19 protein-coding genes and 1 tRNA gene are annotated in these 25,864 nt (G+C 52.2%); 18 read left to right on the plus strand and 2 right to left on the minus strand.

Going from position 1 to position 25,864, the window contains the following annotated elements:
- The first annotated feature begins 6 nt into the window (after positions 1 to 6).
- The gene (locus T320_RS13315) at positions 7 to 1,275 is read left to right on the plus strand and encodes an ArsB/NhaD family transporter (protein ID WP_037356862.1); all 1,269 of its coding nucleotides are present in this window, start codon (positions 7 to 9) and stop codon (positions 1,273 to 1,275) included.
- A gap of 93 nt (positions 1,276 to 1,368) precedes the next feature.
- On the opposite strand, the gene T320_RS14750 is transcribed toward T320_RS13315, so the two are convergent.
- Positions 1,369 to 1,545, minus strand: a complete 177-nt coding sequence (locus T320_RS14750; protein WP_156032859.1) for a hypothetical protein — start codon at positions 1,543 to 1,545, stop codon at positions 1,369 to 1,371.
- 104 nt (positions 1,546 to 1,649) lie between these two features.
- Here T320_RS14750 and T320_RS13320 point away from each other — a divergent pair, with 104 nt between their 5' ends.
- The 9 genes from T320_RS13320 to T320_RS14130 all read left to right on the plus strand — a co-directional run bounded on the left by T320_RS13320 (position 1,650) and on the right by T320_RS14130 (position 15,485).
- Complete coding sequence (locus tag T320_RS13320; protein ID WP_037356866.1) at positions 1,650 to 2,834, plus strand: efflux RND transporter periplasmic adaptor subunit; 1,185 nt, start codon at positions 1,650 to 1,652, stop codon at positions 2,832 to 2,834.
- A gap of 103 nt (positions 2,835 to 2,937) precedes the next feature.
- Positions 2,938 to 3,897, plus strand: coding sequence for an HlyD family efflux transporter periplasmic adaptor subunit (locus T320_RS13325; protein ID WP_026760090.1), 960 nt, complete (start codon positions 2,938 to 2,940; stop codon positions 3,895 to 3,897).
- On the plus strand, positions 3,879 to 6,098 hold the full coding sequence (locus T320_RS13330) for an NHLP family bacteriocin export ABC transporter peptidase/permease/ATPase subunit (RefSeq protein WP_197019441.1): 2,220 nt from the start codon (positions 3,879 to 3,881) through the stop codon (positions 6,096 to 6,098). Before T320_RS13325 ends, T320_RS13330 begins: the two co-directional genes overlap by 19 nt.
- Before the next feature lie 28 nt (positions 6,099 to 6,126).
- Positions 6,127 to 8,841, plus strand: a complete 2,715-nt coding sequence (locus tag T320_RS13335) for an NHLP bacteriocin export ABC transporter permease/ATPase subunit (protein WP_051608835.1) — start codon at positions 6,127 to 6,129, stop codon at positions 8,839 to 8,841.
- 9 nt (positions 8,842 to 8,850) lie between these two features.
- Positions 8,851 to 9,396, plus strand: a complete 546-nt coding sequence (locus T320_RS13340) for an RNA polymerase sigma factor (RefSeq protein WP_051608837.1) — start codon at positions 8,851 to 8,853, stop codon at positions 9,394 to 9,396.
- A 171-nt stretch (positions 9,397 to 9,567) separates the two neighbouring features.
- Positions 9,568 to 9,987: a hypothetical protein gene (locus tag T320_RS13345; RefSeq protein WP_156032861.1), complete on the plus strand. Its 420-nt coding sequence runs from the start codon at positions 9,568 to 9,570 to the stop codon at positions 9,985 to 9,987.
- Positions 9,988 to 10,426: 439 nt separating this feature from the next.
- Positions 10,427 to 10,503: transfer RNA gene (locus T320_RS13350), tRNA-Pro, on the plus strand.
- Positions 10,504 to 10,575: 72 nt separating this feature from the next.
- Positions 10,576 to 12,132: an ABC-F family ATP-binding cassette domain-containing protein gene (locus T320_RS13355; protein WP_037356872.1), complete on the plus strand. Its 1,557-nt coding sequence runs from the start codon at positions 10,576 to 10,578 to the stop codon at positions 12,130 to 12,132.
- A 173-nt stretch (positions 12,133 to 12,305) separates the two neighbouring features.
- The gene (locus T320_RS14130; protein ID WP_197019442.1) at positions 12,306 to 15,485 is read left to right on the plus strand and encodes an ATP-binding protein; all 3,180 of its coding nucleotides are present in this window, start codon (positions 12,306 to 12,308) and stop codon (positions 15,483 to 15,485) included.
- Positions 15,486 to 15,545: 60 nt separating this feature from the next.
- Here T320_RS14130 and T320_RS13365 read toward each other — a convergent pair whose 3' ends face one another.
- Positions 15,546 to 16,091, minus strand: a complete 546-nt coding sequence (locus T320_RS13365) for an NADH peroxidase (RefSeq protein WP_026760095.1) — start codon at positions 16,089 to 16,091, stop codon at positions 15,546 to 15,548.
- Positions 16,092 to 16,396: 305 nt separating this feature from the next.
- Here T320_RS13365 and tsaE point away from each other — a divergent pair, with 305 nt between their 5' ends.
- The 8 genes from tsaE to T320_RS13405 all read left to right on the plus strand — a co-directional run bounded on the left by tsaE (position 16,397) and on the right by T320_RS13405 (position 25,792).
- Positions 16,397 to 16,879, plus strand: a complete 483-nt coding sequence (tsaE, locus tag T320_RS13370) for a tRNA (adenosine(37)-N6)-threonylcarbamoyltransferase complex ATPase subunit type 1 TsaE (RefSeq protein WP_026760096.1) — start codon at positions 16,397 to 16,399, stop codon at positions 16,877 to 16,879.
- Complete coding sequence (tsaB, locus tag T320_RS13375) at positions 16,860 to 17,594, plus strand: tRNA (adenosine(37)-N6)-threonylcarbamoyltransferase complex dimerization subunit type 1 TsaB (protein WP_037356875.1); 735 nt, start codon at positions 16,860 to 16,862, stop codon at positions 17,592 to 17,594. The genes tsaE and tsaB overlap by 20 nt, the downstream gene beginning before the upstream one ends.
- 21 nt (positions 17,595 to 17,615) lie before the next feature.
- Positions 17,616 to 18,092 (plus strand): ribosomal protein S18-alanine N-acetyltransferase, encoded by a 477-nt coding sequence (gene rimI, locus T320_RS13380; protein ID WP_051608842.1) that lies wholly within the window; start codon positions 17,616 to 17,618, stop codon positions 18,090 to 18,092.
- Between the two features lie 28 nt (positions 18,093 to 18,120).
- Positions 18,121 to 19,152 carry a tRNA (adenosine(37)-N6)-threonylcarbamoyltransferase complex transferase subunit TsaD gene (gene tsaD, locus T320_RS13385; RefSeq protein WP_026760099.1) on the plus strand — a complete coding sequence of 344 codons (1,032 nt, stop codon included), beginning with the start codon at positions 18,121 to 18,123 and terminating at the stop codon, positions 19,150 to 19,152.
- A 318-nt stretch (positions 19,153 to 19,470) separates the two neighbouring features.
- On the plus strand, positions 19,471 to 20,898 hold the full coding sequence (locus T320_RS13390) for a sensor histidine kinase (protein ID WP_037356878.1): 1,428 nt from the start codon (positions 19,471 to 19,473) through the stop codon (positions 20,896 to 20,898).
- 3 nt (positions 20,899 to 20,901) lie between these two features.
- Positions 20,902 to 21,495 (plus strand): ANTAR domain-containing response regulator, encoded by a 594-nt coding sequence (locus tag T320_RS13395; RefSeq protein WP_037356881.1) that lies wholly within the window; start codon positions 20,902 to 20,904, stop codon positions 21,493 to 21,495.
- A gap of 289 nt (positions 21,496 to 21,784) precedes the next feature.
- The gene (locus tag T320_RS13400) at positions 21,785 to 23,890 is read left to right on the plus strand and encodes a BglG family transcription antiterminator (RefSeq protein WP_037356883.1); all 2,106 of its coding nucleotides are present in this window, start codon (positions 21,785 to 21,787) and stop codon (positions 23,888 to 23,890) included.
- Positions 23,891 to 23,893: 3 nt separating this feature from the next.
- Positions 23,894 to 25,792, plus strand: a complete 1,899-nt coding sequence (locus T320_RS13405) for a PTS mannitol transporter subunit IICBA (protein ID WP_037356886.1) — start codon at positions 23,894 to 23,896, stop codon at positions 25,790 to 25,792.
- Positions 25,793 to 25,864 lie beyond the last annotated feature (72 nt).

Raw genomic sequence — 25,864 nt, forward strand, 5'->3', positions numbered from 1 at the left:
AGCACAATGATTGCTATTGTTATCTTTGTGGCGGCCTATGCCTTGATTATTTCCGAGAAGGTACACCGCACCATCGTGGGTATCTTCGGTGCCATGCTGATGATTCTCTTTGGCATCATCAACCAGGAAACCGCCATTCACCACATTGACTTTAATACATTGGGCCTTCTCATGGGCATGATGATTATCGTCAATATTACCAGTGAGACAGGACTTTTTAACTTCCTGGCTATCTGGGCTGCAAAAAAGGTCAAGGCAAGGCCTGTGGCCCTGCTCGTAGCACTCTCGGCCATTACGGCTGTGTGCTCGGCCCTGCTCGATAATGTGACCACGGTGCTTTTGACAGTGCCCATCACCTTCAGCATTACTTCCCAGCTCAAAGTGGATGTAAAGCCTTACCTGATGGCACAGATTATCTCCTCCAATATCGGCGGCACGGCCACCCTTATCGGTGACCCGCCAAACATCATGATTGGCAGCGCCGTGGGCTTGAGCTTTATGGACTTCATTCAGAACATGACGCTGGTATCGGTTGCTATCTTCATCGTCGTGCAGGGCGTGCTTGTAGCACTCTACGGCAGCAAGCTCAAGACCACGCCGGAATTGCAGGACAAGGTAATGCGCCTCAACGCCAAGAGTCAGATTGCCGACAAGGCGCTGCTGAAAAAATGTCTGGCGGTTATCTTCATTACCATTACGCTGTTTACCCTGCATGGTGCTCTGGGACTGGAAACGGCAACGGCGGCTCTGACTGGTGCAGGCCTCCTGTTGCTCATCACCTATACCCGCAATGAAGCCATGATTGCCAAGGTCCTTTCCAAGGTGGAATGGCTGGCTATCTTCTTCTTTGCCGGTCTGTTCGTTCTGGTCGGTGCGCTGGTGGAAACGGGCGTTATCAAGGCCATGGCAGCTGAAGCTCTGACGATTACCAACGGCAATGTGCCCATGACGGCCATGCTGATTCTCTGGATGAGTGCCTTTGCTTCTGCCTTTATCGATAACATTCCCTTTGTGGCTACGTTGATTCCTCTGATTCAGGATATGGGCCAGATGGGCCTTTCAAATCTGGAACCCATGTGGTGGAGCCTGGCCTTGGGGGCCTGCCTGGGAGGAAATGGTACCCTTATCGGTGCTTCTGCCAACGTGGTTGTGGCCTCTTTGGCTGCTCAGCACGGCAAGCAGATTTCCTTCATTGGCTTTATGAAGGTGGCCTTCCCCGTGATGCTTCTCACCATTATCATAGCCAACATCTATATCTGGATTTGGCACCTTTAATCTTATAACTACAAAAGCTGACAGGTCAATTTGACTTGTCAGCTTTTTGCAGGTATTAGGGTGTTTGCTGTTGAATTAGTATATTTGTATGGTTTACTTATTAATGGGCTTATGGGGATTAGGTCCGCCTGCAGCGGCGAGATTATCCAGTTCATCCCAGGACAGTTCCCGCTTTTGAGCCCGTATCTCATGGAGGTGTTCCTTGAGATTGCCTTTGACTTTGCTGAAACGGGAAAAATCCGTTTCTTGAAGTTCGCGTTCAATACCCATATGTATCACTCCTATCTATATCTTAGTTCTATTATAACATACGAGTGAGCAGGCTGGAAATTACAAGGATTTACAAATTTTTTTGGGGAGTTTGGGGTTTTTATATGAAAATTTATTTTTATTTGGGTGTGGGCATTATCATCACGCTGATTGTGGGGCTATTAGGTTACGGCGTGTATCTGAATCAGCGTGGGGAAAGCGAGATTGAGCAGCGTATGGAAAGCCTGCGCCTGCCGCTGAATGGTGCAGTCGTCACGGAAAGGGAGATACAGCCTTACGTGGAACTGGAACTGGTGAATCTCTACTGTGATGATATGACCGACGTGATAGCCAGGGAAAATGGCCGGGTCAATCAGGTGTTGGTGGAGAAACACGATATGGTGACGGCAGGCAAGCCCATCATGCAGTTGGTGGATGAGGACATTCCACTCAAAATCAAGCAGGCCGACAGCGATATACTGGAAGCGGAAGCCCAACTCGTTAAGACGCGCAACTCCTATAACCGTTACAGTCAGCTCGTGGAATCCAATGCGATTTCTCTGGAAAAGTTTGATGAAGCGGCGGCGGCTTACAAGGCTGCCCAGGCAAGACTTGCCAACAACGAAGCCAAGCGGGAGCAGCTTTTGATGCGCCAGTCCCGGCAGATGGTGCTTTCTTCGATTGATGGGGAAGTCTTGCGTCTCTATCAGAGCGAAGGGGCTTATGTGACGGCGGGGACTCCCGTGGCTTTGGTGGGAGATTTCAGCAAACTTTATTTTTCGGCTCCTGTCGTGGATGAGGAGGCCAGACGCATGGAGCTGGGGAAGACCATCAATATGACCATCGCCGGTGGCGCTACCGCTGTGCTGGGGGGCGAAGCTCTGCCCAAGTCCTATGGAGCGAATTATTCCACGGGCAATCTGGGGGAAGACCAGGTTTTCTCCGCCATGGTAACGAGGATAACTCCGGGCCTTGGCGAACCGGCAACGGTGCGGCAGGTAATCTGGAAGGTGGATAACCGCGTGGGCCTGTTGGAGCCGGGGGCCTATCGGAAACTGCGGTTGTATGCCGGGACGACCCGCAAGTGTCTGGCTGTGCCCGTAGCGGCTTTTACCGATGAGAGCCATGACCGAGTGGCTGTGATGGAAGCAGATGGGCGCCTCGGATTCCGGGATGTGAAGACGGGCGTAACCGATGGTCACTATATTGAAATCATTTCCGGACTGCAGACGGGCGATATCGTCATTACTTCGGATACCGCAGGGGTGACAGCCGGTACGGAAATCGAACTCACGCTCGAAGAAAACTGAGTTTACTAAGGATAGTACCTGCTGCTTGCTGGCAGGTATTTTCTTTTATTCGTCGAATATTATAAATTGTATTGTGTTGGCTTATTGGGGAGGATAATTGGTTATGGCAGATGGTAGCAATATTTTTAGCAGGGCGGCACTGGATAAGCTGCGCTCTCCTGACAGGCTGGATATGCTTCTGCCCATAACCACTCCTATTGGCTGGATGTCATTGGTAGCGGTGGGGCTGCTGCTCATTTCGGTGATTCTGTGGTCAATTTTTGGCTCCTTCACCGTGCGGGCTGATGGCAAGGGAATGATACTGGATGCCGGCGGGGTGGCCAGCGTTACCCACGTGGCTGGGGGAAAAATTGCCCATGTTTATGTGCGTCAGGGCTCTGTGGTGCAAAAGGGCGATTTAATCGCCGAGCTGGAACAACCGACACAGTCTGCCGATACCAATATGGCCCAGTATGGGCCGCAGCTGGCCAACAGTATGAAGGATACGGCGGACAGGGTTTACCAGTACCGGGCCAAACTCTATCAGCAGGTGGTATCCCGGGATGTGGTCAGTGATTATGATGGCATCGTGGAAGATGTCATGGTGCGCAAGGGCAGTGTCATCAACAGCGGCAGTCCGCTGTGTACGGTGCGCCTGACCCAGAAGCGCAGCGATTTGATGGGCGTCATGTATGTTCCCGTGGACAAGGGCAAGCGCATTGAGCCGGGGCAGACTATTCAGCTCGTGCCCAACGGCGTAGATGTGCAGGAGTCCGGCAGTCTTATCGGCGTAGTGCGGGCGGTGTCCAATTATCCCGTGGCCTTGAAATCCATTGAACGCCATGTCGGCAATCCGGAACTGGCGCAGTGGCTTATGGCCAGCGGACAGGGCGCAGTGGTGGAAGTCAGCTTTGTGCTGGTGAAGGATGAGAACAATCCTTCGGGCTACCTTTGGACTTCCTTTGTGGGAGAGCATAAGCCCATTACGGCCGGGAGCTTCTGCACGGGTTCGGTGATTATCGAACGGCGCCCGCCGATTGAAAAGGTATTTTATAAACTCAGCCAGTGGCTGCGGAACAGGTGAGTCATATGGCGATGGATTTTTGGGAAAAGTTTTGGCATAAGTCCGGGGCAAGAGTCAAGGTGCCCACGGTGCTGCAGATGGAGGCCACCGAATGTGGTGCGGCCTCTTTAGCCATGGTGCTGGCGCATTATGGTCTTTGGGTTCCGCTGGAAAAATTGCGCTCCGAGTGCGGGGTCAACCGTGACGGCAGCAAGGCCAGCAATGTGATGCGGGCGGCCAAGGCACGGGGCTGTGAAGTGCACGGCTATCGCTGGGAGGCAGAGAGCCTGCGAGAGGAACAGGATTATCCCCTGATTATTCACTGGGAATTCAATCACTTTCTGGTGCTCGAAGGAATTCGCGGCGATAAAGTGTATTTGAACGATCCAGCCATGGGGCGGCGGACGGTGTACTGGGACGAATTTGTTACCTCTTATACGGGCATTGCCCTGACTATCCGCCCCTGGGCAGGCTTTCAGCCTGCCGGTCACCGCTATAACGTCTTTAAGGCAGTGGCGCAAAAACTTTGGCAGGATAAATGGGGCATGACTTTCCTGATTCTGCTGGGGCTCTGCATGATTGTGCCGGGGCTGGCGTCACCGATATTCAGTCAGGTTTTTCTGGATGATATTCTGACGGGCAAGCACCGGGACTGGATGGGCAATCTCTGCATTGCCATGACTGTGTCCTTTTTGGTATCGGCAGTTTTGACCTGGCTGCGGGCGGTGCTTCTGACCCGCTGGCAGCGGAAGCTGACACTTGCCGATTCCTCCACGTTCTTCTGGCATTTGCTGCGCCTGCCCATGCACTTCTTCCATCAGCGTTATGCGGCAGAAGTGGCAGGACGCATCTCCATGAATGAGTCTGTGGCCGGAGTCCTTTCGGGCAGTGCGGCTACGGCGGTTTTGGATGCGTTTATCGCATTGTTCTTCCTGCTGCTGCTCTTGCAGTACAATGTACTTTTGACCTTTATCGGCATTGTCTTTATGATACTGAATATCGCGGTACTGGTGCTGACCCGCCGCCATCTGACGGACCTGGCCATGCGGATTCAGCAGGATGCGGGCAAGGAATACGGGGCCTCCATCAATGGCCTCACCATGATTGACAGCATCAAGGCCAACGGCAACGAAGGAGATTTCTTCATGAAATGGGCCGGTTACCGGTCCAAGGTCTTAAACGGCATGCAGGAAACCCAGCTTTGGATGCTGTCGGTAACCATGCTGCCCACGTTGCTGACGGGGCTTAACGGGGCCTTGATTATGACCTTCGGCGGCTTCTCCATTATGGATGGGGCCATGACAGCCGGTATGTTTGTGGCCTTTCAGCACCTCATGGGCAGCTTCCAGGCACCAGTGGCCAATCTCACGGGGCTTTATACCAGCCTGCAGACCACGGAAATGCAGATGCAGCGTCTCAATGATGTGCAGCGTTATGAAGTGGATGATTTGAATTATCCCGAGAAGGAAAACCAGAACTTCGGCAAGCAGCGCCTGTCCGGAGAAATGGAATTAAAGTCGGTCAGCTTTGGCTACAGTCCGTTGGAACCGCCTTTGCTGACGGATTTCAACCTGCATTTGAAGCCGGGGCATTGGGTGGCTATCGTAGGCCCATCCGGCAGCGGCAAGTCCACGGTGGCAAAAGTCATCACGGGCCTCTACGAGGAATGGGGCGGGCAGGTGCTCTTTGATGGCACGCCCCGGCGGCAGGTGCCGCGCAGTGTCATCACCACTTCGCTGACGTCCGTGGACCAGGATGTGTTCCAGATTACCGGCACCGTTGGCGAAAATATTGCCCTCTTTGACCATTCTCTGCGGCAGAGCGATATCATGCGGGCGGCTAAGGATGCCTGCATCCACGAAGATATCCTGCAGCTCGAAGGCGGCTATGATGCCAAAGTTTCCGAAGGCGGCCTGAATTTTTCCGGCGGCCAGCGGCAGCGCATGGAAATCGCTCGGGCGTTGGCGGTAAATCCCTCCATTCTCGTATTGGATGAAGCCACCAGTGCGCTTGACCCCATTACGGAGGAAAAGGTGCTGGAAAACATCCGCCACCGCGGCTGTGCCTGCGTGATTATCGCCCATCGCCTGTCCACTATCCGGGATGCTGATGAGATAATCGTGTTAGAGCACGGACAAGTGGTGGAGCGGGGACGTCATCGCGATATGATGAAGCATGATGGCCCCTACAAGCGGTTGATTGATGAATATAGCAGTAAGTGATTTGCGATAGATTGTGAGTTGTGATGGTATGGAATTACAGGCAGGCAAGCGCTGGCAACTGACAAAAGAAGATAGTTTCCTGATGCTGGCTTCCGGTCAGGTGGAAGTTTATGCAGTAACGCAGGATAAGGATGAATTCCGCCAGTCCTATCTGTTGACACTGGAAGCCGGGAAAGCCATTTTTCCGGCCATGGATGAATTCGAGGAAATCGATGTTCTTATCTATGCGGTAAAAGACAGTGTGCTGGAAGAAAAGTCCTTCCTGGATATGGACCCGCATGAGCTGCAGCCCCTGATGCAGGATTGGTTCAAAGCGCTCGGGGAACTTCCTTGGCTCAAGCGGCTGGCCGCCTTGGGGGACGATATGCTTTCCCTCTGGGGAAGCCGGAAGTTATTTGCAGACAGCTTGGGCAGCAGCCATGAGCTGTTAGAGGCCTTCCGCAAGCATCAGCGCATCTTTTCGATGCTGCGGGGCATGCGCTTCCTGTCTGCCGACAGGCGGCTGGCCAGACGGCAGAAAATCATTGCCCGCCAGAAGAAATGGCTGATTAATGATGCCATTGGCAACCTGCTGGGAGAAGATGAAATCCTCTACGAGGAAAGCAGCACGGAACAGGCCGGCAAGGCGGTGGATGAGACAAGTTTTATCCTCAAGCTGGCCATGAAAGCTCTGTCCATGCCGGAGGCGGATATCAATATCTCGGCGGAGATTGCCAAGAAGCTCGATTCGCTGGCCTTACTCCGGCGGCTGGCCCAAAAGGCCAACATTCAGCTGCGGCTCGTGAAGCTGGAAGGGAAAAAATGGTTTACCAAGGACAGCGGTGTGCTGATTGGCTGGTATGGGGAGAATAAGGAAATTGCGGCCATTATTCCCGAGAGCCCCGGCCGTTATAAAATCATCACCCGCAGAAATCCGGCGGGGCTGCCCCTGACACCGGAGGTTCTGGACAAGATTGATAAAGATGCTTTTGTCTGCTATGCGGGATTCCCGCGGCGCAAGCTCAAAATCATGGACCTCCTGCGTTTCATGTTCCATCAGTGCTGGAAGGCAGATTACCGGACCATTATTTTGGTGAGTTTCTTTGCGGGACTTATTCCATTGGTCAGCCCGATTATCACGGAGACCATCTTCCAGGATATCCTGCCCATCATGGACAGGGAAGGGCTGGTGACGGTTACGCAGGTTGTCATGGTCACGAGCTTTACCATGGCGGCCCTGTCCATGATTCGGACGGTAGCGGTTGTGCGCATCAGTACCCGGCTGGACATGGCGGTGGAAGCAGCCCTTTGGGGCAGGCTTCTGTCCCTGCCACAAAAATTCTTCAGCCGCTTTACCACCGGTGAGCTGGCCAGCCGTATGCAGGGCATGGAGGCGGTCAAGGAAGTCGTCAGCGGCAATTTCGTGACGGCCATCTTCAATACGGTGTTTTCCTTTTGGAGCCTCATCCTCATGTGCTGGTACAGCCTCAAGCTCACGGCTGCAGCCATGGTGGTCTGGGGCATCTGGTGCCTGATTACGGCCTTTATCTATCGGCGGGTTCTGAGCTTCCAGCGCAAACTCATTACGGCCAAGAATGAGGAAGCGGGTCTTGTGCAACAGGTGTTCACAGGACTTTCCAAGTTCCGGGTGCATGGCGCCGAAGAACAGGCCTACCATCTTTGGAGCAAGGTTTTCGGCGTAACCTGGAAATGGAATCTTGCTTTGCGCTGGCAGGGGAACTATAATACTATTATCGCGGCGGTACAGCCCTTTGTCCTGAATATGCTGCTCTACTATATTGTTGTGTACGGCATGCAGGAAACCGTGCAGACGGGCAATGGCGGCAGCATGGTGCAGACAGGCATTGGCTATGCCCAGTTCCTGGCCTTTGAAGCGGCCTTCAGTTCCTTTAATGGCACCTTGAATGCGGTGATTCCGCTCGTGGGTACGTTCTTCACCATCCAGCCGCATATTGAAAACCTGCGGCCTATTTTGGAAGAGGTGCCGGAAACTACGGACGATAAATTGGAAGCTGACCCGCTGTCCGGGGCCATTGAGGTGAGTCATCTGACCTTTGCCTATGGGGAAGGGAAAAAAGATGTGATTCGTGATGTGAGCTTTCAGGTCGCGGCGGGCGAAAATGTGGCCATTGTGGGCCATTCCGGCTGCGGCAAGTCCACTCTGGTGCGGCTGCTTTTGGGGTTTGAACAGCCCAAAAGCGGGGCTGTCTATTATGACGGCCAGTCCTTGGCAGAACTTTCCCCGCCGTCGGTGCGCTCCCAGATGGGAGTGGTGCTGCAGAACGGTCAGCTCATGAGCGGCGACATCTTTACCAATATCGTGGGACAGTCGGCGCTTACCCAGGATGATGCCTGGGCAGCGGCAGAAGCTGCGGGCATTGCCGATGATATCCGTGAAATGCCCATGGGCATGCAGACTGTTATCAGTGAAGGCTCCAACAATATTTCCGGTGGTCAGCGCCAGCGGATTATGATTGCCCGTGCACTCGCGGCGAAACCGGCTATTCTGATTTTTGACGAAGCCACCAGTGCTTTAGACAACCGCACGCAGGCCATTGTGACGGAAAGCCTCAATAAGCTCAACACCACAAGGCTCGTGATTGCCCACCGTCTGTCCACCATCAAGGAGTGCGACAGGATTCTGGTTATGGATAAAGGCAGTATTGTGGAAAGCGGTTCCTATGAGGAACTCCTTTCTCAAAATGGCGTTTTTGCCCAGTTGGTGAAACGACAGGTTGCATAGGAGAAAGATATGGAAGAGAAGGATTGGAACCTTATTGCCCAGCAGGCCGTGCTGGAGGATGAGGCGTTTGATGAATTATATGAGCATTTTTTCCCGCGGGTCTATAATCTGATTTATGCCCGGGTGAAGAATGTGGCCACGGCGGATGATATTGTCAGTGATGTGTTCGAGAAGATGGTGCAGCATCTGGCAGAATTTGACTGTCAGAAGGCATCTTTTGCCACCTGGCTTACCCGCATTGCTACCCGTACCCTGACGGATTACTATCGCTGGCAGAGCTACCGCCAAAACGTGGAGTGGGATGATGTGTTCTCGCCCGCCATAGATGAAAAGGAACGCCCCGAAGGTCAGCTGCTGATTAAAGAAGGCAAGCGTGAACTGCTGCTTGCACTCGGAAAGCTGGGGGAGCGGGAACAGCGCATTATCGAGCTGAAATACTGGGGCGATATGAACAACAAGGAAATCGCGGAAGTTCTGGGTATCTCTCCGGCCAATGTAGGTGTCATACTCTTCCGGGCTATGGGCAGCCTGCGTAAGTTGATGGGCCAGGAATAATTTCATATTTTTGTGCAGGATGTAATGCTAAAATCCCCTGTTCGTATGTTTAGCTGGAAAGACCCGGCAGGCTTGCAAAATTTTTTTGTAAAAAGTTTGTAATAGAATGCAAGCTCATTCGTATGTAAGAATGTAGGTCAAAAGGCAAACATGGGAAAGGGGATTTTTCTTGTGACGGAAGTGATGAAGAACATCATCGAAGCGCTGAATCAGCTGGGAACGGAAAAAATCCAGGAAGCCGGCAGCGTGGATGCTTTGACTGCAGCGATTAAGGGATACGGCGTAGAGGCCAGTCCGCAACAGGTACAGGCTGCTTTGGAAGCTGTGATGAATGCAGCTGATGGCAGACAGGAATTGGACGAGAAGGCCTTGGCAAAAGTCGCAGGCGGTATTTCACCGGCAATGGTAGTACCTAGGATTCCAGGTGTTTTGGATGGTGTGAAATGGGTAACCGACAAGATTAAGGGGAATCTCCAGAAACAGGAAAACAAAACGGAAGCGCCTGTTGCAGCGATGGATCATCAGGGAAAATCCATCACGCAGACAGGCAATAACAAAACCGACAGCGTCGGCGTTTCCAAGGCAAGCTGACAGTAAAGCGATAACAGCGAAGGGATTTTAATGGGGATAGCAGGAAGCAGCCTGACTCAATACCGTTAAGGGGAATAATGGTGTGGGCGAATCGGGCTGACGGTGGTTATCAATATGTAACGACATAAAGCGCAAGGGGAAAACATGAGTGACAGGAAAACGTCAGAAAAGGGGACATTCATGTTGACGCTTAGTGTCGCAGATAGGCTGCTGACAGGGATTGCGCAGCCAGACCTATGAGGGTAAGGAAAGGAATCATCAGAGAGACCGATAGCAATATAAAGGGAAAAGCCTTAATACCTATGCCGAAGGCCTGCAAGTTGGGGAACTTGCAGGCCTTTCTATTTACAGCAAAGCAAGCATGGCCTTCTTGAAAGAGCAAAAAAAATTAAAAAAAGCCTTTACAAGGTAAGGCTGTTGTAGTATTATATTACTTGTTCGGGACGTAGCGCAGTTTGGTAGCGCGCTTCCTTGGGGTGGAAGAGGTCGTGGGTTCAAATCCCGTCGTTCCGACCATTTAGTAAATTCAAGAGCTGTTCTTCGGAACGGCTCTTTTTTCGTAAAAACGTAGTAAGGAGAATGTCAAAGATGAGTATTTTGAACGTTTCCCATTTATCCCACAGCTATGGCGGCCGGGAGATTTTTGAGGACGTTAGTTTCCGTCTGCTGAAAGGTGAGCACGTGGCGCTTGTCGGAGCCAATGGTGAGGGCAAGTCCACGTTCCTTTCCATCATCACCGGGCAGCTTACGCCCGATGCAGGCACTGTGGAATGGGCACGGCGCGTGAAGGTAGGTTACCTTGACCAGCATGCGGTGTTAAAGCCCGGCATGACCATCCGCGACACTTTGCGCACGGCCTTTGATGATATGGTGAAGGCGGAGCAGGAAATGCTTGCCGCCTATGACAAGATGGGCGATGCCAGCCCGGAGGAAATGGATGCGCTGATGCGGGATGTGGGCGATATTCAGGATATGCTCGAAGCGGGCAGCTATTACACCATTGATGCCCGCATCGAGGAAGTGGCTGGCGGTCTTGGCCTTAGGGATATCGGCCTTGACAAGAAGGTCGATGAACTCTCCGGCGGTCAGCGCACGAAAGTGCTGCTGACGAAACTTCTCTTGCAGAATCCCGAAATCCTTATCTTAGACGAGCCGACCAACTACCTCGATGTGGAGCACATCAACTGGCTCAAAAATTATCTGACGAACTACGAGAACGCTTTTATCCTCGTATCCCATGATGTGCCGTTCCTCAATGCTGTAACCAACGTGATTTATCATGTGGACAATCTCCACCTCGACCGCTATACGGGCAGCTATGAGAAGTTTGAGGAAATGGCGGCCTTAAAGCGCAAGCAGGAAGAAGCGGCTTATGAACGCCAGCAGGCGGAAATAAAGAAGGAGCAGGACTTTATCCAGCGCAACAAGGCCCGTGTGGCCACCCGCGGCATGGCCAACAGCCGTCAGAAGAAGCTCGACAAGATGGAAGTCTTAACCAAGCGGCAGGAAAAGCCGAAACCGCATTTTAACTTCCAGTCTGACCGCACGCCCTCCCGCTTTGTGATTGAGGCTAAGCGCCTCGTGCTCGGCTACGATACGGCCCTGACGAGCCCCGTGGATATTCAGGTAGAGCGCGGCAAGAAGATTGCCATCCGCGGTACGAATGGTCTGGGTAAGTCTACGCTCTTAAAGACGCTTTTGGGAATGATTAAGCCCATCAGCGGTAATATCGAGCATGGCGAGTTTGTCAGTGTGGGCTACTTCGAGCAGGAGAGTGCTGCAGGCAATCAGAACACGGCGCTCGAAGAAGTCTGGCAGGAATACCCCGGCATGACCAATTTCGAGGTGCGGGCGGCTTTGGCTTCCTGCGGCCTCACCAATGACCACATCACCACCAAGATGCTGGCCCTCTCCGGTGGCGAGGCGGCTAAGGTGCGCCTCTGCAAAATCATGCAGAAGCCGGTAAATCTTCTGGTGCTCGACGAGCCGACCAACCATTTGGATGTTGAAGCCAAGAAAGAACTCAAGCGAGCCATCAAGGAATACAAGGGCACAGTGCTCTTAGTTTCCCATGAGCCGGAATTCTATGAGGACTTTGTGGATTCTGTCTGGAACATCGAACGCTGGACCACAAAAATCATTTAAGAAAATCGAATTTGACCTGCTCCAGGGCAGGAAATAAACCGCCGATAGAGAATTTACACAGTAGAGATTCCTGTCAGCGGTTTTTTATGCCCAAAACAAGGATGGTGAAAAAGATGCATCAGGAGAGAAGGGAAAGTTTCACTATATTTTTCAGATTATGGCTGCTATTCTTAGTGGCTTTTTTCTTCTGCTTTGTACCGGCAGAAGCCGGTGATAATACGCTGCATCTCTATCCGCAGAGACAGACGGTACGGGTGGGCTTCTATCAGATGTCCGGCTATCATATGATGGGCCGCGACGGGCACCGTTATGGCTATGGCTATGATTATCTGCACCTGATTTCCCGCTATACCGATTGGAATTATGACTATATAGGCTATAATATGGGCTGGATGGATATGTTCGGCATGCTGGAGCGGGGCGAAATTGACCTGATGACCGGTGTGCAGAAAACTCCGGAGCGTGAGGCCAAGTTTGTTTATACGGAAAAGCCCATGGCCTACAGTTCCATGATGATGGCTGCGCTGAAAGAGAATGACAAATTCGAGCCCCGCAATCCTGCCACTTATAATGGTATGCGGGTTGGTCTTTTAGAAGGTAATATGCGCAGCTTGGAATTTGCGGATTTTGCGGTCAAAAATAATTTTACCTATACGCCGGTCTTTTATCGCAGCGTGACTATGGCGGAAGATGGGCTGAGAAGTGGCGAGGTGGATGCCATTGTCACCAGCAGCAAGCGGGTCCTGAATGGTGAGAAGATTCTGGAACTGCGCAATCCCATGCCGCTTTATGCCATCACCACACCGGATAAAAAGGACATCATCACGTCAATCAATGTTGCTCAGTACAAGCTGTCCAGTCTTGACCCGGGCTGGGAAGTGGCGCTTTCCAGCCGCTATTATGCGGAAGTAAACGGCCGCATGATGGCCCTGTCGCCGGAAAGTCAGGCTTTTTTGCAGGAACTGCGGGCTTCGGATAAAGTCTTTCGCGTGGTGATGATGCCCAATGCCAACCCCTATGCTTACTTTGACAAGGAGGGCAAGGCCCAGGGCATTCTGCCAGATATTTTTAGACTTATCGCGGCCAATGCAGGCATTCGTTATGAAATTATGCCAGTGGCCAATCAGGCTGAATACGAGCAGGTGCTGACGGATGAGAATACGGACATCGTGCTTGGCATGAGCTCCAATTTCTACGAAGCGGAAAAGGTAGGGTGTGAGCTTACGCAGGCCATTTTACGTTCCTCTATTGTACAGCTTTCCCTGAAAAATGAAAGCCCCGAAGGTGCCGTGGCCATGACTGCTAATCTGAAACGCAAGCTGGCCATGGTGGGACGTTTGCCGGATAATGTGGTGAAACAGAATTACGATACCCCGGAGGAGGCTGTGGCAGCCTTGAAGGCCGGCAAATGCTCCAGCATTTACATGCAGGGGCTTATTGGGCAGAAATACGTGGATATGGACCCCCATAATGATTTGCGCATTACCATCGTGCCCAATCAGAGTCTTGATTTGCGGCTGGGCATCCGCAGTACGCTGGACCATCGGCTCTTTGAAGTGCTGAGCGCAGCGATTATGCCGCAGACAGCACCGGAAGTACAGGAAATCATCCAGCGCCATACGCAGGTGAAGAACCGGGAAATGAGCTGGGAGGAAATGCTTTACACCTATCCCTTGCAGTTTATTTTGCTGGCGGTTTTGATGATGATGCTGGTGGGCGTGGCGCTTGTTACCGTAGTCCGCAATAATGCGGCCCGTCAGGATGAAAAGCGCCGTCAGGAAGTTGACGCGGTGATGAGTTATATCTGCCGCCTCAATGAAATCGTGGTGAAGGTGGATTTACGCAAGCAAACTGCGACGGAATACCATATCGATGAAAACAATCATGTCTTTGTGGAAACTTTGCCGCATAGCATTGAACGCTATACAAACTATCTTCATGCGGAAGAAAAAGAAAAATTCCAGCCCGGCGGGCAGTATTGGGATGAAATGCATGAGGCGTTTGCGCAAAAGCGCAGTTATTACTGCGAAGTGCGCAAGCAGTCCGAAGGAAATGCCTATCGCTTTTTTGCATGTCAGTTCCAGCCATTCTTTCAGGATGGAGAACTGGCCGGGTTCTATTTCTACCGGCAGGATATTGATGATGTGCGCCGCAAGGAAATCCGTCAGCGGGAAGCCTTGACGGACGCACTGGAAACGGCGCAGCACGCTAGCAAGGCCAAGGGAAATTTCCTGTCGAGCATGAGTCATGAGATTCGCACGCCGCTCAATGCCATTATCGGCTATCTGACCATTGGTGCCCAGCCTGGCAATCAGGAAGACGATTTGCGTCAGGCCATTGATAAGAGTCAGATTGCGGCACATCATCTGTTGGGGCTCATTAACAACATTTTAGACTTGTCCTCGATTGAACAGGGCAAATTGCAACTGGCTCTGGAAGATTTTTCCTTAAGTGAGTTGGTAGCAGAGATTCAGACCATCTTCAACGGCCAGATTCAGCAGAAAAATATCGACCTGCGAATCGACATGGATGGGGTACAGCATACTGCCCTGAAGGGAGATGCCATGCGCATCAAGCAGGTGCTCATGAACATCTTCTCCAATGCGGTGAAATTCACGCCGGAAAAGGGAAAAATTTCTGTAGTGGTCCGGCAGGTCGCCCATCCCAACAATATTTACATCACCACTTTTGAGATTACCGATTCCGGCATCGGCATGGGCAAGGAGTATCTGGAAAAAATCTTCAAGCCCTTTGAACAGGAAAGTGCGCAGGTGGCACAGAAATATGGCGGCAGCGGGCTGGGCATGGCCATCAGTCAAAATCTCGTGCATATGATGCAGGGTTCAATTGAAGTGCGCAGCAGCTTAGGGCAAGGTACCAGCTTTTATGTTTCCCTTCCGTTGCAGGGGGCCGATAATGTTGGCGGGGAAGAGGCTGAGTCTAAAGAAACAGCGGAGATTTCCTTTACTGGTATACGGCTCTTGCTGGTGGAAGACAACGAAATGAACCGCGAGATTGCCGAGACGCTATTGGAACAACAGGGGTTCGTTATCGATACTGCCGTAGATGGACAGGAGGCTGTCGATATATTCACTGCGGCTGAACCAGGCACCTACAAGGCCATTCTCATGGATGTGCAAATGCCGAGATTGGATGGTTATGGTGCAACGCAAGCCATTCGCCGCAGCAGCCACCCCGAGGCAGCCACCATTCCCATCATCGCCGCTACGGCGGATGTGTTTACGGATGATGTGGCACGCGCCATGGCCTGCGGGATGAATGATTACATGAGCAAGCCCATTGACTTTGAAAAGCTCCTGGAAAAGTTGCGGAAATATGTGGGAAAGAGATAAATAAAAAAGTTGACCGGTCAATTTTGACCGGTCAACTTATAAAGTCAATTGTTTATTTGCTTATTTGCCGAAATATCTGTCCAGGAGACCCTTGAAGCCGCGGCCGTGGCGGGCTTCATCCTTGCACATTTCATGTACGGTATCATGAACGGCATCCAGATTGAGCTGTTTAGCCAGGGTTGCCAGTTCTTTCTTGCCAGCGCAGGCGCCATGTTCAGCATCTACACGCATGGTCAGGTTCTTCTTGGTGTCGTTCGTGAGGACTTCGCCCAAGAGTTCTGCGAACTTAGCAGCATGTTCTGCTTCTTCCCAAGCGTAACGCTTGAAGGCTTCGGCAATTTCCGGATAACCTTCACGGTCTGCCTGACGGCTCATGGCCAGGTACATGCCGACTTCGGAGCATTCGCCCGTGAAGTTCTGGCGCAGACCTTCGATAATGCGGGGGTCAACATCCTTGGCCGTACCTACATGATGTTCATCGGCGTAATTCATCTCGCCGCTCTGCTCAACGAATTTGGAGGCCGGTGCCTTACAGATGGGGCATACGTCCGGAGCTGCTTCGCCTTCATGTACATAACCGCAAACCGTGCAAACAAATTTCTTCATAATCTTACTACCTCCTAAAATATATTACACATTCATAAAATTCAACGTTATGGTGTGCTCAACACCATGGCTTAATTATAAGGGGCACAGAATAAAAGATAAATAGCTAAAAATAACGATTATATGAAAATAAATTACAAATACGCTAGTTTTCTCTACGAAACTCAAAATTTCATAATTTATCAATATAATTATTAATGGATAATAATTATTATTTAGTGCGGGCAAAATAAGGTGGCAAAATGGAATCAATGGTGTTACAATAAGAAAGATAATGTTTAATTGTTTATAGGAGAAAGGACACTATGTTTACCTGTATGACAAGTTCTCCCGAGGAAACTGGTCACCTAGCCGAGCTGGTGGGGCAAAAGATTCGGGAAGGAACCGTGCTTTGCCTGGAGGGCGACCTGGGGGCTGGCAAGACTTTGTTTGTGCAAAGCCTTGCGCATACGCTGGGCGTCGAGGGAGATGTGACCAGTCCAACATTCAATCTGATGAATGTTTATGAAGGGATTTGCCGCATTTACCATTTTGACCTCTACCGGCTGGAAACAGAAGAAGAACTGGAAGATATCGGCTTTTATGAGTACACGGAGGAGCCGGAGGGAATCGTGGTCATTGAGTGGCCAAACAAATTCCCAGAGTCACTGCCCGAGGATTATATTGAAGTGCGCATTCGCAAATTGGGCGAAAACAGCAATGAACGGCAGATTGATTTTTCCAGTATAGGTGCCAAGAATCAGGAGTTTATAAAGGAGTTGGAGGAATTTGTCAATACTGGCCATTGATACGGCAACCCAGGTTTCCAGCGTGGCGGTGTTAAAGGAAGGCCGGCTTTTGGCCGAGCTCACCATGCAGGGAAAGCTGACTCATTCGGAAACCCTGCTGCCGCATATTGAGCAGGTGTTGAAGATGGCGGCTGTGGCGAAGGAGGAACTGACGGGAATTGCCGTCAGCAACGGCCCGGGTTCCTTTACGGGATTGCGTATTGGACTGGCGGCAGCCAAGGCCATGAGTTATGTGCTGGGGCTTCCTTTGGTGGGGGTTTCCACTTTGCAGGCGCTGGCTTATCAGCTGCCGGCACCGGGCGTGCGCGTAATGTGTCTGCTCGATGCGCAAAAAGGCAATGCCTATGTGGAAAGTTACCGCTGGGAAAATAATTCCCTGCAGGTAGTGGATTCCGTGCAGGTGGCAAAGATTACGGATATTGTGGCAGCCTGTGCCAATATGAATGAGCAGGTTATCCTGCTGGGCGATGCGGTGCAGAAGAAAGTGGCAGGCAAGCTTGAACTGCCCGCTAATGTCAGCGTTGCGCCGCCGCATATCGTTATGCCGCGGGCGGCCTGTGTAGCCATGCTAGGTCAGGCGAAACTGATGGCTGGCGAGACGGATAACGTGATGGATTTGGAACCGGTGTACATTCGCCGCAGCGAAGCGGAAGTGCTCTGGGAGAAACGTCATCCCGAAGAAGCCAAAGCTACGAAGCCGACTGAGGAAATGTAACTGCAAGAAAGAGGAGATGTAATGGACGCTGTTCCTTTAGATAGTATAGATGTAAACAATCTGGAATTTCGGGAGATGGCTCCCGAGGATGCGGACGCGGTAGAAATCGTGGAAAAGGCCTGCTTTGCCATTCCCTGGTCGCGGGAGTCCTTCTGGAAGGAAGCGCAGAACGAAAACACCTTGTATCTGCTGGCTCTCGATGGCGAGCGCGTGATTGGTTATGTGGGCTGCTGGATTTCCTACGAGGAAGCGCAGATTACCAATGTGGCGATTCTGCCTGAGTATCGGGGAAAACGCATTGGCACGCGGATGTTTGGCGAGATTATCGACCGGGTGAAGGAAAAGGGCGTAACGGCCATGACCCTGGAGGTACGGCCCACTAATGCTCCGGCGCTGGCGCTTTATAAGGGCTATGGCTTCAAGGAAGCCGGCCGCCGTCCGAAATACTATCAGGATAACGGTGAAGATGCCATTATCATGTGGAATACGAAACTCTGATTGTATAGATAAGGTGACGGAAGTTTTTATGGAAAAGAAAAAGGAAGAACTGCTGACGCTGGCAATAGAGTCCAGCTGTGATGAGACTTCGGCGGCAGTTTTGCGGGGCGGACGGGAGATTCTTGCCAATATCATCTCCACGCAGATTCCCATTCATCAGAAATTTGGCGGGGTGGTGCCGGAAATCGCCTCCCGCAAACATATCGTAAATATCATGCCGGTAATTGATGAGTGCCTGCGCACAGCTGGCGTGGAACTTAAGGATATCGACCAGGTGGCCGTAACGTATGGCCCGGGGCTCGTGGGTGCGCTTTTGGTCGGTGTGTCGGCGGCAAAGTCTTTGGCGTTTTCGTTGGGGAAACCCTTAATCGGCGTCAATCATCTGGAAGGACATATCTTTGCCAATTTCCTCGCGGCACCGGATTTGGAACCGCCGTTTATGGCGCTCGTGGTGTCCGGCGGTCATACGGCGCTTGTCGATGTGCAGGGCTATAACCGCTTCCGCATGATGGGACAGACCCGTGATGATGCGGCTGGTGAAGCCTTTGATAAGATTGCCCGCGTGATGGGCCTGCCTTATCCCGGCGGTCCGCGCATTGATGCACTGGCCAAAGAGGGCGACCCCATGGCGATTGATTTTCCGCAGGCGCTTACGGAAAAGGGAAATTACGAGTTCAGCTTCAGCGGTCTGAAGTCGGCGGTGCTCAACTACATCAACAGTGAGAAGATGAAGGGGCACGAGCTCAACAAGGCCGATATTGCCGCATCCTTCCAGCGTTCGGTTATCGAGGTGCTGGTGGGCAAGGCGTTCCAGGCAGTTAAGGAAGCCGGGCGTGATACACTGGTATTGGCCGGCGGTGTGGCGGCTAACAGCGGTTTGGAAGCCCGCCTGCGCGAAGAAGCGGAGAAACGGGGCGTAAGGTTCCTCTATCCGAGCAAGATTTTGTGTACCGATAATGCGGCTATGATTGGGTGCCGTGGGTACTATCAGGCGCTCGAGGGCGGGTATAGTGATTTGTACCTGAATGCGGTGCCGGGGCTTAGTCTCACAGATAAATAAGTTTATAAGATACGTTCCAATGGCGGAACAGAGATATTTTTCACGCTACGCTAAGAGGCGGGGCTAAAAATATTTTTGCTTTTCAATTAAGTATCGGGAAAAGTCAAAACTCGCTGCGCTCAAACAGTAGACTTTTCCCGATAGGGCAGAGGTAAGCAAAAATATTTTCTTCACGCCCCGCCCCTTACGCACCGCTTAGAAAAACATCTCTGTTCCGCCAAGTTACGTTTTTAGGCTATTTTTTACAGGGAGGATGGCATGAAAAGCCTTCCCCTCTGGGGAAGGTGCCCCCGCAGGGGGCGGATGAGGTATGGAAAAATGCGCAATACCAACAATAACTTGACAACCAAACAATTAAATATCTTAGACCGCCTAAAGCAAATTCTCCCCTTCGTGGCTGACCTCGCTCATGGCCATGCCGCTATCTACATTCAGGCAGAAGCCGCAGGCAAGCTGCGCATAACCGCCACGGCCATGCCGCATACGGTTTATATGCAGGACGCTGCGGAAGCGGCGGCAGGCTTGGTTGATACGTTATCGGAACCGCTGGTTACGGAAGTTTTCCAATCCGCGCAGTTTGTGCATGGCAAGCGGGAGCAGGATTATGGGCATTTTGTGGATATGTATGTGTTTCCTATTATTGATAATGCGCATGTGATTGCGGTTATCAGCATTGAGGTGGATAAGGAGCATTTAAATATTGATGATTTCTCCTATCTCATCAAGACCACGCAGGATGTGTTGAATTTTGCGGCCCGTGATGTGGATTTGGCGCCGTTTACGCCGCTTTCGGCTAGTGACGGGTTGTTGATTACCGACCAGTTCAGCCGGATTGTGTTTGCCAATGCGGCGGCGCAGCGCATTTATCGGGTTTTGGGCGTGGGGAGTCTCAAGGGCTGTCATTTGTTCGACCGGCAGCTGACGCGTCATGTCACGCGGGAATCTTTTGAGCGGGAGCGGCCTTGGCAGAAGGAGCTCTTGGCGGGCGGTTTGCAGCTTATCCGCCGTCAGATTGACTTGCAGGCGGGGGGGACGCTCCTGCGGCGGCTGGTCGTGCTCTCGGATGTGACGGAAATCCGGGCCAAGGAGCAGGAAATCCGCATTAAGTCGGCGGTGATTCAGGAGATTCATCATCGGGTTAAGAACAACTTGCAGACGGTGGCCAGTCTTTTGCGGCTGCAGGCGCGGCGCAGCGGCTCGGAGAAAGTCAAGTCGGCACTTTCCGAAAGCGTCAATCGGGTGCTGTCCATTGCGGCGGTGCATGATTTTCTCTCGCGGCAGGGGCGGGAGAGTATGGAACTGGGGCAGATTATGGCGGAGATTTTTGCTCAGGTCAAGGCCAGTATGGTCGCGGCTGATTTTGATTTGCGGCAGGAGTATATGGGCGAGGCAGTAAGTTTGCCACCGAAATACGCCAGCTCGCTGGCACTGGTGCTTAATGAGCTGATTATCAATGCCGTGGAACATGCCTTTGCCGGACGGCAGGCGGGGCTGGTCGGCTTAAAGGTGGAATTTGGTGACGAATTAAAGCTAGATTTCTATGATGATGGCTGCGGCCTGCGTGCAGATTTTCAGCCGAACAAATCACGGTCGCTGGGATTATCCATAATCCGCACTTTGATTGAGGGCGATTTGGAGGGTAGCTTCCGGTTGGAAAATGACAGCAGCGGTCGCGGAACGCATGCGTATATTGTCCTGCCCAAGCCGCAGGCGCAGGGGCAGGTTGTGGCGAGTTTGGAGGAATGAGTTATGCAGGAAAACAAGAAAACACTACGGATTGTCATTGCCGATAACGAATCCCTTATCCGTCTGGATATCCGGGAAATGCTCGAAGATGCAGGCCACGAAGTCGTGGGCGAAGCGGTAAATGGACGGCGGGCGGTGGAACTTACCCGCCAGCATCGCCCGGATTTGGTGCTGATGGATATTAAGATGCCGGAAATGGATGGCATTACCGCGGCAGGAAAAATCTATGCGGATAAAATTGCGCCGGTTATTCTGCTGACGGCTTTCAGCCAGCCTGATATTGTGGATAAGGCCAAGGACTCCGGCGTGCTGGGGTATCTCGTAAAGCCGGTACAGGAAAGCCAGCTTTTTCCTGCGATTGAAATCGCGCTCTCCCGCTGGCAGGAAATGCAGGGGCTGGAGGATGAACTAGAAAAGCTCAAAGACTCTTTGGAAACGCGCAAAATGGTCGATAGGGCCAAGGGTATTATCATGGCGGCGCATAAACTGGGGGAACAGGAAGCGTATCGCCGGATGCAGCAGTATGCCATGCAGAAGCGCGTGCCGCTTAAAGATGTGGCACAGAGCATTATCCGTGCGGCGGGAGGGAAGGCGTAAAAGCCTATACATACTTCTATATGGAAAGACGCCCGTGGGGGCTGGTCATATTTTTTCTTCGCTGAGACAAGCTTGTCAAGCGCTAGGAAAAACACGGCTAGCCTCCACGGGCTTATTGCGTTATAATTACTTCGCAGTTATTAATTTTTGTCCTATTGTGTTCGGGACAAGATTGAATGTCTTTAACTTGTATAAAATCGGAATAACCCGTATAATAAAACCATCGAAACACGAATTACTTAAATCGGTTTTGATACGCTTCTGAGTGATCATAGGAGGCAAAGTGAAAATGAATCTGCGTGAGCGAACCACAGCAATCTTAAAAATTTTGACGGAAGGGGACAATCCTTTCCAGAGTGCAGGCGAGCTAGCCGAAAGGTTAGGCGTCAGCACGAAAACCGTATCAAGAGAACTGCCAGCCGTGGCAGAGGCGCTAAAGCCTTATGGTCTTGACCTTTCCCGCCAAAAAGGGGCGGGCTTCTCCATAGACGGCGGTGTCGAAGCGATGGCTTCGCTCAAGGAATTTTTAGGGCAGGTGAATGACAAGGTTTTTACTCCGGAGGAGCGGCGGTCGATTATCGTCAGTCAGCTGCTTCCCAATCAAGAGCCGGTAAAACTCTTTACCCTCGCATCGCTCTTAGGCGTAACCGATGGCACCATCAGCAAGGATTTGGACAGGCTGGAAAGCTGGTTTAAGGGACATGGGCTGAAACTTGTCCGAAAACCCGGTCTGGGTGTCTATATCGAAGGTAAGGAAGCAAGTATCCGGCAGGCAATCGTAGCGTATATTTATGAAAATGTGGGTGAGCAGGAGCTGTTATCGCTTGTGCAGGCCAATTTGGCTGAGGATGGACAGGCGGTGAGCATGGCTTCCTCCCACCTGCTGGATTTAGTCGATAAAGAAATCATTCAGCGTTTGGAACGCTTAATCCGGCAAACGGAAAAATCTTTGGATGGGCGGCTGTCCGACCAGGCCTTTGTGGGGCTGCTGGTGCATCTGGCACTGGCGGTACAGAGGATTCGGCGCCACGAACCCATCAAACTGGCACCTGAGGTGTTGGCGGATTTACAGTCGAAACCTGAGTTTAAGCTGGCGGCAGATTTGGGCGCGAAAATCGCTAACGAATTTGCCATCACAATAAACGAGGCGGAGACCGGCTATATCGCCATGCATATCTTAGGCGCCCGCAGCCGCTATCAGCCACAGGGCATGCCCGCGTCACTGGATAACTTCCATCTGGTGCGCATGGCCAAGAGCCTGATGGGGGCGGCGGAAAAAATCAGTGGTCAGAAATTATATCGCAATTCGGCACTGCTGACGGGGCTGGTCAATCATTTGGGGCCGTCCATCAGCAGGTTAAAAATGGGGATGCCGATACGCAATCCGCTGCTGGGCGAGATGAACAGCAATTATCCGGAGCTTATGCAGCTGGCGGCAGCCAGTGTCAAGGATATCGAAGGGGAACTGGAAATCGTTTTTCCCGAGGAGGAAATCGCCTATATTGCCATGCATCTGGGCGCGGCGCTCAATGACAATCAGACGCTCAAGAAATTGCAGCGTCGTGTGATTGTGGCGTGTCCCACGGGGATGGGCACGAGCCGTTTGCTCGCAAGCCGCCTGCGCCAGCAGTATGACAATCTCATCGTACACGATATGGTTTCCACCATGCAGCTTACCCCCGCTTATTTCCGTGAGCACGAGGCTGATTTTATCATCGCGACGGTGCCGATACCGCATGTACCGCTGCCGGTGGTGGTCGTAAGTGCCCTGCTCACACCTGCCGACCAGGAAAAAATTGACGGCCTGCTCGACAAGCAGCTGCCCGCCGAGCGGCTAGAGGCTCCAACAGCCGCCGCCAAGCCGGATTTTGTCAGCGCACTTAAAATCATGGGCGCTTACGAACAGGCAATCCTGACACTTATCGAGGGCTTTTTCTTCGCGGAGGATGCAAAGTCCATGACGGTGCAGGAGATATCCCGGCTGGCTGGCAGGCTCATAAGCGCGGATAAGCAGGTAGCGGAGAACGTGGCCAAGGAACTTTTGGCCCGGGAAGACAAGGGCAGCACAGCGGTCAGCGGCAATCATATGATTCTGCTGCACTGCCGCAGCAGCCATGTACAGGAAATTCATTTTGGCATTGTCCATGTCGGTGACTTTTTCTTCTATCCTGCCGAACCTACGGAGAAAATCCGCACGGCGGCGGTGATGGTGGCACCGAAGGAATGCAGTCAGTATGAACTGGAAACAATAGGTTATATATCCGCCATTCTACTCGAACGGTGGGGCTTTATCGAAGTGTTGCATGAAGGGGATAAGCGGCTTATCCATGACGAGTTAATCCGCATTTTCCGCCAGTTTCATGCCAAGAAATACAAGGAATTGATGGAGGGATAATCCATGAGTACAGCGACGAGTTCTGCACAGAGCTTGGGTTTTCAGGAAGCAATGCAGAAATTTGGCCGGTTTTTGTCCGGTATGGTTTTGCCGAACATTGGTGCATTTATCGCCTGGGGCTTTTTGACGGCGCTCTTTATTCCCACGGGCTGGCTGCCCAATGAATACTTGGCGCAGGTGGGCGGCCCCATGAGCAAATGGCTCATTCCCCTGCTCTTAGGCTATAGCGGTGGTGCAGCTGTTTACAAACATCGCGGCGGCGTGGTTGGTACGATTGCCACGGCCGGTGTTATCGCCGGTGCCGACATTCCCATGTTCCTGGGTGCTATGATTATGGGCCCGCTGGCTGGCTACATGATGAAGAAATTTGATGCCGCCATCGAGGACAAGATTCCCACGGGCTTTGAAATGCTCGTCAACAACTTCTCGGCAGGTATCTTAGGCGGTGTCTTGGCTGTCCTCGCCTTTGTCGGTGTCGGCCCCGTGGTGCTGGCTGCTAATGGCGTGCTGCGCTCTGGCGTGGAAGGCATTGTAGCAGCAGGTCTTTTGCCGCTGGCATCCGTTATCATTGAACCCGCGAAGATACTCTTCCTCAACAACGCCATCAATCATGGAGTGCTCTCGCCGCTGGGCATTCAGCAGGCCGAAGAATTTGGTAAGTCCATGTTCTTCCTGCTCGAAGCAAATCCCGGCCCCGGCCTTGGCGTACTGCTGGCTTACTGGTTCTTCGGCAAAGGCATGGCGAAAGATTCCACCCCTGGTGCGATGATTATTCACCTCCTGGGCGGTATCCATGAAATTTACTTCCCCTATGTTCTCATGAAGCCGGTACTGCTGATTGCCGTTATCGCCGGTGGTATGGCTGGCGTAGCAACGCTGCAGCTCTTAGGCGGCGGTCTTATCGCACCGTCCTCTCCGGGTTCCATTATCGCCGTTCTCGCCATGACGCCGAAAGGCGCTTTTATCGCCAACATGGCAGACTTCCTCGTGGCCACGGTGGTTTCCTGTGTCGTAGCTTCAGTGTTCATTAAGGTTTCCGCTAGCGAAGAAAGCGGCGAATCCCTCGAAGAAGCAAAAGCTGCTATGCAGGAACGCAAACAGCGCGGTCAGGTAGCCGTAAGTGCTGTACGTATCAGCGGCAGCGAACTTACGAATATCGTTTATGCCTGTGATGCCGGCATGGGCTCCAGCGCTCTCGGTGCCGCCAGCCTGCGCAAGAAACTGCGCAATGCAGGTTACACGCATATCTCCGTAACCAACGCCGCCATCGGCAATATCCCCAAGGATGCGCAGATTGTCGTCACCCATGAAAAACTGGCACAGCGTGCTATGGAAGATTCCCCGCAGGCTGAACATATCCTCGTGCGCAACTTCACGCAGAATGATGTGTTTGAACAGATTATCGCCCGGCTTTCCGAAAACAAGATGGATGGCGTAATGGCTGCCGGTCAGTCCGGTTCCCGCGAAAAACACGTTTTGGACCTTACGAATATCCAGCTCGGCCTTAAAAGCGTGAGCAAGGAAGAAGCCATCACCGCCGCCGGTAAAGCTCTGGTTAAAGCAGGTTTTGTGGATGAAGGTTACATCGAAGGCATGCTCAAACGCGAAGCCGATATCAGCACCTATGTGGGCAAAGGCATTGCCATTCCACATGGCGAAGCCGCCGTCAAAGATACCATCCGTCAGTCCGGTATCGTGGTGCTCCAGTATCCCGAAGGCATTAAGTTCGGCAACGACACCGCCCATATCCTCGTGGGCATTGCCGGCAAAGACAACGACCATCTTTCCATCCTCGCCAACATCGCCGCAACGATGGATGAATGCAGTGATGAAGAGTTGGAAAAACTCTACAACACCAAGGACGCCAACGTGCTCTATGAGCGTTTCGCATTGGCAAACTAATTAAATCTGAATAGTACATGTCCCTTTTCCGCGCAGGCGTATACCCTGCGGAAAAGGGACTATTTTATTGAT

The sequence above is a fragment of the Selenomonas sp. FC4001 genome (genome assembly GCF_000701565.1).
Classification (GTDB): Bacteria; Bacillota; Negativicutes; order Selenomonadales; family Selenomonadaceae; genus Selenomonas_A; species Selenomonas_A ruminantium_B.

Excerpts from the sequence above, each read along its gene's own strand:
- T320_RS13315 (WP_037356862.1), top strand. The coding sequence starts at position 7 with ATGATTGCTATTGTTATCTTTGTGGCGGCCTATGCCTTGATTATTTCC.
- T320_RS14750 (WP_156032859.1), bottom strand. The coding sequence starts at position 1,545 with ATGGGTATTGAACGCGAACTTCAAGAAACGGATTTTTCCCGTTTCAGC.
- T320_RS13320 (WP_037356866.1), top strand. The coding sequence starts at position 1,650 with ATGAAAATTTATTTTTATTTGGGTGTGGGCATTATCATCACGCTGATT.
- T320_RS13325 (WP_026760090.1), top strand. The coding sequence starts at position 2,938 with ATGGCAGATGGTAGCAATATTTTTAGCAGGGCGGCACTGGATAAGCTG.
- T320_RS13335 (WP_051608835.1), top strand. The coding sequence starts at position 6,127 with ATGGAATTACAGGCAGGCAAGCGCTGGCAACTGACAAAAGAAGATAGT.
- T320_RS13340 (WP_051608837.1), top strand. The coding sequence starts at position 8,851 with ATGGAAGAGAAGGATTGGAACCTTATTGCCCAGCAGGCCGTGCTGGAG.
- T320_RS13355 (WP_037356872.1), top strand. The coding sequence starts at position 10,576 with ATGAGTATTTTGAACGTTTCCCATTTATCCCACAGCTATGGCGGCCGG.
- T320_RS13365 (WP_026760095.1), bottom strand. The coding sequence starts at position 16,091 with ATGAAGAAATTTGTTTGCACGGTTTGCGGTTATGTACATGAAGGCGAA.
- tsaE (WP_026760096.1), top strand. The coding sequence starts at position 16,397 with ATGTTTACCTGTATGACAAGTTCTCCCGAGGAAACTGGTCACCTAGCC.
- rimI (WP_051608842.1), top strand. The coding sequence starts at position 17,616 with ATGGACGCTGTTCCTTTAGATAGTATAGATGTAAACAATCTGGAATTT.
- tsaD (WP_026760099.1), top strand. The coding sequence starts at position 18,121 with ATGGAAAAGAAAAAGGAAGAACTGCTGACGCTGGCAATAGAGTCCAGC.
- T320_RS13390 (WP_037356878.1), top strand. The coding sequence starts at position 19,471 with ATGCGCAATACCAACAATAACTTGACAACCAAACAATTAAATATCTTA.
- T320_RS13395 (WP_037356881.1), top strand. The coding sequence starts at position 20,902 with ATGCAGGAAAACAAGAAAACACTACGGATTGTCATTGCCGATAACGAA.
- T320_RS13400 (WP_037356883.1), top strand. The coding sequence starts at position 21,785 with ATGAATCTGCGTGAGCGAACCACAGCAATCTTAAAAATTTTGACGGAA.
- T320_RS13405 (WP_037356886.1), top strand. The coding sequence starts at position 23,894 with ATGAGTACAGCGACGAGTTCTGCACAGAGCTTGGGTTTTCAGGAAGCA.